This window comes from Dyella sp. EPa41 (genome assembly GCF_016586165.1).
In the GTDB taxonomy this organism is placed as follows: Bacteria; Pseudomonadota; Gammaproteobacteria; order Xanthomonadales; family Rhodanobacteraceae; genus Dyella.
In genome coordinates, this window is record NZ_BCPR01000113.1 from 1 (window position 1) to 10,008 (window position 10,008).

The 10,008-nt window shown below is 67.2% G+C and carries 13 protein-coding genes; 7 read left to right on the top strand and 6 right to left on the bottom strand.

Annotated features, from left to right (window positions below; all coding sequences use genetic code 11):
* Positions 1 to 181: GNAT family N-acetyltransferase (locus JMF82_RS20870; RefSeq protein ID WP_201316451.1), on the top strand; the 181-nt coding region annotated here is incomplete at its 5' end.
* 31 nt (positions 182 to 212) lie between these two features.
* Positions 213 to 557 carry a histidine triad nucleotide-binding protein gene (locus JMF82_RS20875; RefSeq protein ID WP_201316452.1) on the top strand — a complete coding sequence of 115 codons (345 nt, stop codon included), beginning with the start codon at positions 213 to 215 and terminating at the stop codon, positions 555 to 557.
* An 86-nt stretch (positions 558 to 643) separates the two neighbouring features.
* Here the strand turns inward: JMF82_RS20875 and JMF82_RS20880 are convergent, their stop codons facing one another.
* Genes JMF82_RS20880 through JMF82_RS20895 form a run of 4 tightly spaced genes read right to left on the bottom strand, consistent with a single transcriptional unit; the run spans position 644 to position 5,162 of the window.
* The gene (locus JMF82_RS20880; RefSeq protein WP_201316453.1) at positions 644 to 1,243 is read right to left on the bottom strand and encodes a Slp family lipoprotein; all 600 of its coding nucleotides are present in this window, start codon (positions 1,241 to 1,243) and stop codon (positions 644 to 646) included.
* Between the two features lie 48 nt (positions 1,244 to 1,291).
* On the bottom strand, positions 1,292 to 3,268 hold the full coding sequence (locus JMF82_RS20885) for a DUF3488 and transglutaminase-like domain-containing protein (RefSeq protein ID WP_201316454.1): 1,977 nt from the start codon (positions 3,266 to 3,268) through the stop codon (positions 1,292 to 1,294).
* Positions 3,265 to 4,221, bottom strand: coding sequence for a DUF58 domain-containing protein (locus JMF82_RS20890; protein WP_201316455.1), 957 nt, complete (start codon positions 4,219 to 4,221; stop codon positions 3,265 to 3,267). Before JMF82_RS20890 ends, JMF82_RS20885 begins: the two co-directional genes overlap by 4 nt.
* The gene (locus JMF82_RS20895; protein WP_201316456.1) at positions 4,221 to 5,162 is read right to left on the bottom strand and encodes a MoxR family ATPase; all 942 of its coding nucleotides are present in this window, start codon (positions 5,160 to 5,162) and stop codon (positions 4,221 to 4,223) included. Before JMF82_RS20895 ends, JMF82_RS20890 begins: the two co-directional genes overlap by 1 nt.
* Between JMF82_RS20895 and JMF82_RS22135 the strand changes: the two genes are divergently transcribed.
* Both JMF82_RS22135 and JMF82_RS20900 read left to right on the top strand, forming a co-directional pair.
* On the top strand, positions 5,124 to 5,597 hold the full coding sequence (locus tag JMF82_RS22135; RefSeq protein WP_236585611.1) for a hypothetical protein: 474 nt from the start codon (positions 5,124 to 5,126) through the stop codon (positions 5,595 to 5,597). The two genes, JMF82_RS20895 and JMF82_RS22135, sit on opposite strands and share 39 nt — an antisense overlap.
* Positions 5,497 to 6,804, top strand: coding sequence for a glycosyltransferase family 39 protein (locus tag JMF82_RS20900; protein ID WP_236585612.1), 1,308 nt, complete (start codon positions 5,497 to 5,499; stop codon positions 6,802 to 6,804). Before JMF82_RS22135 ends, JMF82_RS20900 begins: the two co-directional genes overlap by 101 nt.
* 6 nt (positions 6,805 to 6,810) lie before the next feature.
* Here the strand turns inward: JMF82_RS20900 and JMF82_RS20905 are convergent, their stop codons facing one another.
* Complete coding sequence (locus tag JMF82_RS20905; protein ID WP_201316457.1) at positions 6,811 to 7,395, bottom strand: Maf family nucleotide pyrophosphatase; 585 nt, start codon at positions 7,393 to 7,395, stop codon at positions 6,811 to 6,813.
* Positions 7,392 to 7,847 (bottom strand): hypothetical protein, encoded by a 456-nt coding sequence (locus JMF82_RS20910; protein ID WP_201316458.1) that lies wholly within the window; start codon positions 7,845 to 7,847, stop codon positions 7,392 to 7,394. Before JMF82_RS20910 ends, JMF82_RS20905 begins: the two co-directional genes overlap by 4 nt.
* 137 nt (positions 7,848 to 7,984) lie before the next feature.
* Here JMF82_RS20910 and JMF82_RS20915 point away from each other — a divergent pair, with 137 nt between their 5' ends.
* From JMF82_RS20915 to JMF82_RS20925, 3 genes are all read left to right on the top strand, one after another.
* Complete coding sequence (locus tag JMF82_RS20915) at positions 7,985 to 8,503, top strand: YceD family protein (protein WP_201316459.1); 519 nt, start codon at positions 7,985 to 7,987, stop codon at positions 8,501 to 8,503.
* Positions 8,504 to 8,521: 18 nt separating this feature from the next.
* Positions 8,522 to 8,716, top strand: a complete 195-nt coding sequence (gene rpmF / locus JMF82_RS20920; protein ID WP_038616846.1) for a 50S ribosomal protein L32 — start codon at positions 8,522 to 8,524, stop codon at positions 8,714 to 8,716.
* A 148-nt stretch (positions 8,717 to 8,864) separates the two neighbouring features.
* Entirely contained in the window at positions 8,865 to 9,842 is a 978-nt protein-coding gene (locus JMF82_RS20925; RefSeq protein ID WP_201316460.1) for a beta-ketoacyl-ACP synthase III, read from the top strand.
* The last annotated feature ends 166 nt before the right edge of the window (positions 9,843 to 10,008 follow it).

Below are 10,008 nucleotides of genomic sequence, written 5' to 3' on the forward strand. Positions count from 1 at the left end.
AAGGCAAGGGCAGGGCTGGGGTCGGCGGATCATGCAGGCACTGATGGACGAAGTGCATGCACGCGCACCCAGGCGCGCCATGATCGGATTGATCGCCGACGGCACCGCGCACGAACTGTATGAAAAATTCGGCTTCAAGCTGGTGGCGCCCGGCGCGCACGGCATGCTGCTGCGTCTTTGAATAGCTCCAAGCATCCCTCAGGAGTCCCGACATGGGCGATACCATCTTCGGCAAGATCGTTCGTCGCGAAATCCCCGCTGACATCGTCTATGAAGACGACGACGTGCTGGCGTTCCGCGACCTCAATGCGCAGGCGCCGGTGCACGTGCTGTTCGTGCCGAAACGGGCGATTCCCACGCTGGACGCGGCCACGGCGGGCGACGCCGAACTGCTGGGCAAGTTGCTGCTCGCCACCGCGGCGTATGCGCGGCGCGAAGGGCTGGCGGAGCAGGGTTATCGCACGGTGATCAACTGCAACGAGCATGGCGGGCAGACGGTGTTCCACCTGCACGTGCACCTGCTGGCGGGCCGTCAGATGCATTGGCCGCCGGGCTGATCCTCCGCGGTTGCCGCGCATGCCGCACGCATCCGTGCGGGCGCGCAAAAGAAAACGCCGGCGCGGGGCCGGCGTTTTCGTGTGGATCAGTGATGCGGCATCGGGCGAGGCGCCGGCCGCACGATCACGCGGGTGGGGTAGTAGCCACCCCAATAGCCGTAGCCGCCCCAGCCATACGGTCCCCACGGACCCCAGTACGGGCCCCAGAACGGGTCGTACCAGCCCGGCCCGTAATTCACCATCACGCGCTCCGGCCACAGGTAGACCACATTGGCATCAACACGCGGGTACGCATAGTTGTACTCGCCGACCTTCTCCTGCATGGTGCCGTGCAATACGCCGGTGACGGTGACGTCGCGATCGCGGCTGAACACTTCGGGGTCGTAGAAGCCGGCGCGGCACGCGACGAAGCGGCCCTGCGTATCGCTGTTGCTGCTGCTCGCCGCCTTCGGGCGCGCCTGGTCGTCCAGCGGGCGCTGCAGGATATAGAAACAGGTTTCGTTGGGGCCGGGCCGGGTTTCGATGATCTGGCCACCCCAGCGCACTTGCACTTCACCGCCGCCGCCCTGCTGGGCGCCGACCGATGTGATCTCGGTGAACGTGCCTTGCAGTGGCTGCGGCACCGTTGCGCAGGCGGCCAGCGTGGCGATGGCAGTCGCGAGAATCAACGGCTTGTACATGGACATGACGCTTTCTCCATCGTATAGCGGGCGCGGCGCACCCGCGGTTCAATATCATTTGACCATGCGACGTGGTCGAAAGTCCCGTGCGGCCTGTCGAAAGTTCTTCAGCAGTTCCGGCGGTGGCTCGTCGTAGGCGTAACGCAATTCCAGATAGGTCCTCATCAAACGCTCCAGCTCCGCGCGATGGGTGGGGAGAGCCCGTGCCGCGCGGATGAAGAAGTGCTGCGGTCCTTCGCTGTGACGGCGGACCACGCCCAACGAGGCCAGCCGTCGTTCCAGCAACTGCATCGATGCGCGCGCCGGATCGTTCGCTGAGCGTTTCCACATCGCCCACACGAGCCCCAGCGCCGCAAACAACGACCCGCCGACGGCCAACAGCAACCCCAACATGCCCGGGTCGGCGTCATGCAGGCCGAACGGCGTCAGCAATCCATGCTGTCGCAGTGTGTCAAAGCCGATAACGCCTTGGTTCCACCAGCGGTTGACCACGTCCCAATGGTTGCGCCATCCGAGCCACCATTGGCCGGGCGACCAGCCCCCCGCATCGCCGGTCGCCGCCGCGGCGGCGCCGAGGCGGATGCGCTCCGGCCGGACGGCCGCGGTGGGATCGATGCGCCGCCAGCCCTGGCCCGCCAGCCAGACTTCGCTCCACGCGTGTGCATCCGACTGGCGGACCAGCAGGTAGTTGCCAAGTCCATTCCAGTAACCGCCCTGGTAGCCCGTGACGACGCGTGCCGGAATGCCGGCCGCGCGCATGAGCACGGTGAATGCGGAGGAATAGTGTTCGCAGAAACCCTCATGGGTCGAGAACAGGAAGTCATCCACCGCATCCCTGCCCAGGGGCGCGGGGGCGAGCGTGTAGCTGAAGCCGCCATCGTGGAACAGCTTCCATGCCGCCTCGACGATGGCGCTGTCGTTGTCGCCGAATTGGGCGCGCCAACGCTGCGCCAGCGCCAGGGTTCGCGGGTTGAAGCCAGCAGGAAGCCGCAGCCCTCGGCGACGTTCGCGTTCGTCGAGCCGTGGTTCCAGGCGATAGGACGAGGCCGAACGCAGGGTGTAGACCAGCGTGTCGTTCACCGGGCGCGTGGGCAGCACCTCGTGATCGGCGCTCAGCAGCGCGCGCTCCGGCGCTTCGATAGGCACGTCCAGGGCCGGCAGCACCCGCTGGCCGCTGGCCTCCAGGCTGACGGTGTAGCGCGTCAGTCCGTTGCCATGCTCGACTTCGGCTGGCGCACCGCCGATGCCCAGGTGGCTCCAGCGCCGCCCGTCGTAGTTCCACATGACATAGGCGCGAAAGTAGCGCCGCGACGGCGAAGGCAATGCGCCCTCGAAGCTCACGCGCATCGCGGGGCGATCGTCCGTGAGCAGGTCGGTGAAATCGCCGGGCGACATGTCCTCGCTCAGGCCGGTGCGCGCCTGCCCGGGATTCGGCGTGCCCCACAGCGGCGAACTCAGGCGTGGCACCAGCACGAAGGCCAGCAAGGCCAGCGGCAGGGACGCGGCCAGCAGCCCCAGCGCCGGCAACAGCTCGCGGGCGAGAGGCCGCACCGGTCGCGCCGGCTCCAGCGCGCGCAAGGTGGCCAATGCCGGCAACAGCCCCACGGCCACCAGCACGGTCGCGACCATGCCCTGGTCGAACAGCAGCGCGCTCATCAGCGCGAAGCAGGAGAACGCCGCACCGACGCGCGCATCGCGTGCCGTTTCGGACTCCAGCAGTTTCAGCACCAGCAGCCCCACCGCCAGCGCGGCGCCCGGCTCGCGTCCGAACAGGCTGCCGTAATAGAAGATCACCACGCCCGAAAGCAGCGCCACGAGCGGCAGCTTGAGCATGGCCGGTGCCCGGCCGCCATACCGACGGCGTTGCCACCAGCGCGCGCCCAGGGTGGCAGCCAAGGCCGCACTCAGCCATATCGGCATGTGGGCGGCATGCACCGCCAGCACCACGGCCACGGTGAGGCAAAGCAGGTCGAACGGGCGCGCCTCGAGCGGCACCCGCGGGCTGCGGCGAAACAGGGCGATGCGGATCATGGCAATCGCGCCAGCGCGTTCATGCAATGCACGTAATGGCTGCGCCCGTGGCCCAACGCAATATCTTCGCCAGGCAGCCATAGCGCCGTGGGCCGGCCGACCGCTTCAGCCTCGCCCAGCCATCGCGCCAATCGCGCAATGCGCGCTTCGGGCGACAGGGGCGGCAGGGCGCGCCAATCCAGGTGCCATTCCTCACGCGCTTCGGGCTGCTCGAAATCCTTCACCAGCAGGTGTTCGTGGCGGGCGCTGTGCTTCCATGCGATGTGTCGCTGCGGATCGCCGGCACGGTAGTCGCGCAGCGCCGCGATGTCCTCGCCCTGGTGAAGGCGGCGGCGCAGGTCGTGTTCGCCCTGGAGCACGGGTGGCGGTCCGGCCAGTTCGGGACGTGGCCACACCAGTACGGCGTGGTCGGGATGGATCCAGCTCCATGCGTGGAACAGGCCCAATGGCCAGTTGCTCCATAGCTTGATGCGCGGCAAGGGATGCCAGCCGCGCTGGGTGGTGGCGAGATTCAGTGCTACCCACGTTTCGGTGCGCACGGGCGCCATGAACGTTTCCGTTTGGCCGTCCATATCGGCGTGCACGGAAGCGTGGGCGTGGTCGTCCGCGGCAAACACGAGCTGGATCACCATGCGTTCGCCTGCCATGGCCTGCCCCTGGCGGATGGTCGTGAGGCGAAGGCCATGCAGGCTGCGGAACGCCACCAGCATGCTGGTGGCGCTGGCCGAACCCAGCATGCAGGTGAGCAGCAGCGCCGCGTTGTTGGCGTAGTTGAGCGCGCCCAGCAACATCACCAGCAACAGCACGGTGAAGGCGACGCCGAACGCGGTCGGCACGATGTACACGCGCCGGCGATGCAGCGTGATGGGCAGGCTTTCGGGCCGCTTGTAGCGGGTGAGCGCGGGCAGGCGCCGTTCGGCCCAGGCCTGGAGGCGACGGATTGCCTCCGGCATCAATCCACCGCGACGTCGGCCAGCAGCGTGCGCGCCAGGCTTTCGCCGCTGGCGCCCCGGGTGGTGACCAGGCGGTGCGCGGCCAGCGGAACGAACAAGGCCTGGATGTCTTCCGGCAGCACGTGCGAGCGACCGCTCAGCAACGCCCACGCACGCGCTGCGCCAAGCAGGGCGAGGCCCGCGCGTGGCGACAGGCCCACGCGGATATCGGCATGGCGACGGCTGGCTGCGAGCAGGGCCTGCAGGTAGTCGAGCAAGGCGCCGCTCGCGGTGATGCCTTGCGCGCGACGCGCGAGTTCGGCGAGCCCCGCGTTGTCCAGCTGTGGCGAGAGCTGCGCGAGCAGGTCGCGGCGATCGCTGCCGGTAAGCAGCGCGCGTTCGGCCGTGGCATCGGGATAATCGAGCGATACGCGCAGCATGAAGCGGTCCAGCTGCGAATCAGGCAGCGGGAACGTCCCGGCGAGATCGAGCGGGTTCTGCGTCGCCACCACGAAGAACGGTTGCGGCAGCGTATGCGTCTGCCCGTCGACGGTGACCTGCGCTTCGGCCATCGCTTCCAGCAATGCGCTCTGCGTCTTGGGCGTGGCGCGGTTGATTTCGTCGGCGAGCAGCAGGCCGGTGAAGATCGGGCCGGGATGGAAACGGAACTGCGCGGTTTCGCGCTCGTAGACGCTTACCCCGATAATGTCCGATGGCAGCAGGTCGCTGGTGAACTGCACGCGCTGGAATTCCAGCGCGAAGCTCGCAGCGAGCGCATGCGCCAGCGTCGTCTTGCCCACGCCAGGGACGTCTTCCAGCAGCAGATGGCCACCCGCGATCACGCAGGTGAAGGCGAGTTTGACCTGGCGCGGCTTGCCCAGCAGTACGCGATTGACCTGGGCCATGGCGGCCTCCAGTCGGGCGTGCAGCGTTTCATCGTGCAGCGGAGTAATGGCGGACATGGGGTTCTGGCAGTGGGGAAGGGCAGGCAGGGCAAGACCATGCGTGACGTTGGCAGTGTAGCCGTGGGCCTCGCGCGCTGGCGAGCCGTGTTCCTGGCCGGTTTCGTGACGCTGTTCCTGCTCAAGCTCATGCTTGCCGCGACATTGTCACCATTCGGTGATGAAGCGTTCTACTGGCAGGAAAGCCGGCATCTGGCCTGGGGCTACAGCGATCTCCCGCCGCTGACGGCGTGGCTGATTCGCCTGGGTGAAACCGTGGCCGGCCACAGCCTGCTTGGCATGCGCTGGCCTTTCCTGGTGCTGGGCAGCACCTTGCCTTGGCTCGGTGCGCGCCTTGGCCCGCGAGCAGTTCGACGAGAAGACAGGATGGCAGGCGGGCGCGTTGTGCCTGGTCCTCCCGCTGGCGGGCAGCCTGGGCGTGATGGCCCTGCCTGATGTTCCCCTCACCGTCGCCATCACCGCCGCCGCGTGGGCGTTGATGCGGGCGATGGCGGGCCATCGCCTCAGGGAGTGGTTCTGGCTGGGCCTGGCGCTGGGTGCGTGCTGGCTTGCCCACTATCGCGCCGCGATGCCGGTGCTCGCGGGTGTGCTCCTGTTGCTGATCACGCCGCGTGGACGAGGACAGTGGCGCCGTCCCGGGCTGTGGTTCGCGATGGGCGTGGCCGGGCTCGGACTCGTTCCCCTGGCGATTTCCAACTGGCAGCAGGGCGGTGCCGGCGTGACATTCCAGGTGGTCGAGCGCAATCCGTGGCAATTCCACGCCGACGCACTGGCGCAGCCGCTGGAACAGGCGATCGCCTGCACGCCGCTGCTCTACGCGCTGCTGTTGTGGGCGGCGTGGCGATGCTGGCGGCGTCGTGGCGACGGCGCGCCGTGGGATGTCATCGGCGTGTACTCGGCGGGTTTCATCGTTCTCTACTTTGTGCTCGGCTTGTTTGCCGACGACGTGCGCTTTCGCGCGCACTGGCCGTTGCCTGGCTATCTGCCCCTGCTCGCGGTGCTGCCCGTGCTGCTGCGTGAAGGTGCGCCTTGGCGGCGAGGCTGGATCGCCGCCGCCGTGGCCCTGGCGATGGCAGGGCAGCTGGGCGGCCTGGCTTATCTGGGCCTGGCGGCCTCGCGAGAGCAGGGCGCCGGCATGCTGGCCGGTTTCAAGGCGTTTCCGACGCGATTCGTGGGGTGGCGCGAAAGCGGTGATGCGACTCGCGCGTTGCTGGCACAGCATCCCGGCGTGGTGGTGGCGGACAACTTCATGATGGCTGCGGAAATCGATTTTCAGCTGGGCGGCAGCGTGCCGGTCTATGTGCTGGACAGCCCGCTCAACGCGAAACACGGGCGTGCCCCGCAGCTGGCGGCGTGGCAACGAGATGAAACGGCGCTGCGGCGCTTGCATGGCGGCGCGCCGATGCTGCTCGTCGTCGACGAAAAAGCACTGCGGGTGCACGACCGTGCGAGCTGGCTTCGCACGCTTTGCGGACGCGTCGCCGGGCCGCTGCCGCTGCGCAGGCTGGATCTCTACGACGGACGCCGGCGCGTGTCCTTCTATGCGGGGCGCGTACCTTCCGCGTTGCCGGTGAGCCCGGCGGCGGATGAACGTTGCACTGTCTGGCAATGGGCCCACGACGCCGAGTCGGCGCGTTACTGAGGACGCTCAGGGCAGGGTGATGCCCGCTTCGCGCAGCAAGCGCGCCAATGCGATCAGCGGCAGGCCGATGAGCGCACTGGGGTCCTCGTTGTCGATGCGCTCGAACAGGCTGATGCCGAGGCCCTCGCACTTGAAGCTGCCGGCGCAATCCAGTGGCTGCTCCCGCTCGATGTAGCGGGCAATCTCGCCCGCATCCAGGCTGCGGAAATGCACCCGCGTGTGATCGACATGGACCAGGTCCTGCCCGCTGCGCGTATCGTGCAGGCAGAGCGCCGTATGGAAATGCACTTCCCGACCCGAGCAGGCGGTGAGCTGTGCGCGGGCGCGCTCCACGGTGCCGGGCTTGTCCAGCACTAGGCCCTCCAGTTCGGCGACCTGGTCGGAGCCGATCACCAGCGCGTCTTCGAGGCCTTCGGCGGCCGCACGCGCCTTGGCGATGGCCAGGCGCAGGGCGCGATCGCGAGGCGTTTCGCCCGGCAGGGCGCCTTCGTCGGTGCCCGGGGCGCGTTGCTCGAACGCCGGATAGAGCCGGCCCAGCAATTCGGCGCGATAGCGCGAGGTGGAACCCAGCACCAGGGTCGGCAGGGTCACGCGTCGTGTTCCCGGCGCAGATGCTCGCGCATGGCGCTGTCCAGGTCGTGTTGCGCGCGATCCAGTGCTGCCAGGAGGGGGCGCAGCCTGTCGCGGGTAGCGTTCATTGCCGCGACGGCCTCGTCCAGCTGCTGCTGGCTGGCGCGGGGGGCCTGGTCGCGGATCCAGATGCGTTGTTGCAGCAGCGAGCGCAGCCCGGCATCCACGGCATGGCGGGCCTCCTGCTCGCTGCTGGCGGGCAGGTCGGGATTCAACGACATCACCGCGTGAGCCTGCTGCAGGCCGGTCCGGCATGTCCGCAGGTCCGCTTCCAGGCGATCGGCCAGCTCCAGCAGGCGATGCAGGCTGCCGGCCCGGCGCGCGGTCCGGCGCCGATACGCCAGGGCCACGCCGATCAGGGCGGCCGCCAGCACCACCAGTGCCGCCACGCCGAGCATCAGATAGGGGTTCACGGAATCGGCCGGTTTGCAGAGAAGAAGTGCCCGCAGTCTGCCGCACCGGGCCGATTCAGGCAAAATAGCGGTTTGCGGTCGCCAGGCGGCCGATACCCGTTGACTTCAACGTGTTGTAATCCTAAGATTTCACGTCTATGTCCGTGACACTGCCAGAGTCCGTGGACGCTTGGCGCATGGTCTCGGCGCGGCGTTCGTTCCAGGGGGTATTGCCCATTGCCGCCTTGCCGCGACTGGGCGAGGCCTTGGCCGGTACGGAAGGAACAGCGCAATACGAGCTGGATTTTGGTCGTGACGAGTTCGGTACGGCGTACCTCGCCGTTCGCGTCCAGGCCCCGCTCACGCTGACCTGTCAACGCACCCTGGAGCCTTTCGTGCTGCCGGTGACGGTGGACAGCCAGCTTGGGTTGATCCGTTCGGAGCGTGAGGAATCGGCGCTGCCGCCGGGCTTCGAGCCGCTGCTCGTGGCCGACGACGGCAAGCTGAACCTGGCGGACGTGATCGAAGACGAATTGTTGTTGGCGCTGCCGCTGGTTCCGGTCAATCCGGACAGCCAATTGCCTGAAGAAGTAGTAGGTCCTGCGCCGGAGGAAAACTCCAGCGAAGGGCGTTCCGATAACCCGTTCGCGGTTTTGCGCGAACTCAAGAAACGTTGATTTAGCTGGAGACTCGCCATGGCCGTTGCCAAGAGCCGCAAGACCCCGTCCACCCGCGGCATGCGTCGTTCGCACGATGCGCTGAAGTCCGTGCAGCTGGCCACCGATCCGACCAGTGGCGAAGTGCACCTGCGCCATCACGTCACCAAGGATGGCTACTACCGCGGCAAGAAGGTCATCGACACCAACACCGCGGTGGTCGAAGAGGATTGATCGTTCCCGCAAGGGATACGGTTCCGCATGGCGGCGCGATTTCGCGCCGCTTTGCGTTTATGCGATCACCCACGTAACGTTGACGGGTTGATGGAGGCCGCAGCATCGTGCGTCGCCCCTCCGTTGCCCCCTGACGTATGGAAAGTTAATGGCCCAGATCTACGCCCGCATCACCGGCACTGGCAGCGCGCTGCCCGAGCGCGTGGTGACCAACGCCGATCTCGAGAAGATCGTCGAAACCAGTGACGAATGGATTCGCACCCGCACCGGCATCCAGCGCCGCCACATTGCTGCCGATGGCCAGACCACCGGCGACCTGGCCACCGAGGCTGCGCAGCGCGCCCTGGAGGCCGCGGGCGTCAAGGCGTCCGAGCTCGACCTGATCGTGCTGGGCACCACCACGCCGGACATCATTTTCCCGTCCACCGCCTGCCTCGTGCAGCACCGCCTGGGCGCGAACGGCTGTGCCGCATTTGACGTCAACGCCGCCTGCTCGGGCTTCGTCTATGCGCTGGGCATTGCCGACAAGTTCATTCGCAGTGGCCAGTCCAAGAAAGTGCTGGTGATCGGCGCCGAAACGCTGACCCGCATGATCGACTGGAACGAGCGCGAGACCTGCGTGCTGTTTGGCGACGGCGCCGGCGCGGTGGTGCTGGAAGCGTCCGAAGAGCCCGGCATCTACGCCACGCTGCTGCATGCCGATGGCGGCTTCAAGCATCTGCTGTACAACCCGGTGGGCGTGTCCGTGGGCTTCAAGGACGACGAACCGAACCACGGCGTGCGCATCAACATGTCCGGCCGCGAAGTGTTCAAGGTCGCGGTGAAGACGCTCGACTCGCTGGTCGACGAAACGCTGCAGGCCGCCGGCATGGAGGCCTCGCAGATCGACTGGCTGATTCCGCACCAGGCCAACCTTCGCATCATCGAAGCCACGGCCAAGCGCCTGGACATGCCGATGGAGCAGGTCATCGTGACCGTGCAGGAGCACGCCAACACCTCCTCGGGCTCGGTACCGCTGGCACTGGATTACGCCGTGCGCTCGGGCAAGGTGCAGCGTGGCCAGAACCTGCTGCTGGAGGCGTTCGGCGGCGGCTTTACATGGGCGTCGGCGTTGTTGCGGTATTGATGGCGCTGCGCTTTTCCTGAGTCTGGAATGCCGCCCGGGAGGGCGGCATTTTTTTGGGGTGTCGTTTGTCTGTTCGTCATTCGGGAAGGTTTGACGAGCGCGCGGCGTGCGACCTCTTGCTCGTCATCATGGCGAAGGCGGGACAGGCAAGGCACACAGGGGGATA

Bases quoted from the DNA above. Each gene is read 5' to 3' on its own strand.
- JMF82_RS20885 (WP_201316454.1), bottom strand. From the start codon at position 3,268: ATGATCCGCATCGCCCTGTTTCGCCGCAGCCCGCGGGTGCCGCTCGAG.
- JMF82_RS20925 (WP_201316460.1), top strand. From the start codon at position 8,865: ATGGCCCAGATCTACGCCCGCATCACCGGCACTGGCAGCGCGCTGCCC.
- JMF82_RS20875 (WP_201316452.1), top strand. From the start codon at position 213: ATGGGCGATACCATCTTCGGCAAGATCGTTCGTCGCGAAATCCCCGCT.
- JMF82_RS20915 (WP_201316459.1), top strand. From the start codon at position 7,985: ATGTCCGTGACACTGCCAGAGTCCGTGGACGCTTGGCGCATGGTCTCG.
- JMF82_RS20890 (WP_201316455.1), bottom strand. From the start codon at position 4,221: ATGCCGGAGGCAATCCGTCGCCTCCAGGCCTGGGCCGAACGGCGCCTG.
- JMF82_RS20895 (WP_201316456.1), bottom strand. From the start codon at position 5,162: ATGTCCGCCATTACTCCGCTGCACGATGAAACGCTGCACGCCCGACTG.
- rpmF (WP_038616846.1), top strand. From the start codon at position 8,522: ATGGCCGTTGCCAAGAGCCGCAAGACCCCGTCCACCCGCGGCATGCGT.
- JMF82_RS20880 (WP_201316453.1), bottom strand. From the start codon at position 1,243: ATGTCCATGTACAAGCCGTTGATTCTCGCGACTGCCATCGCCACGCTG.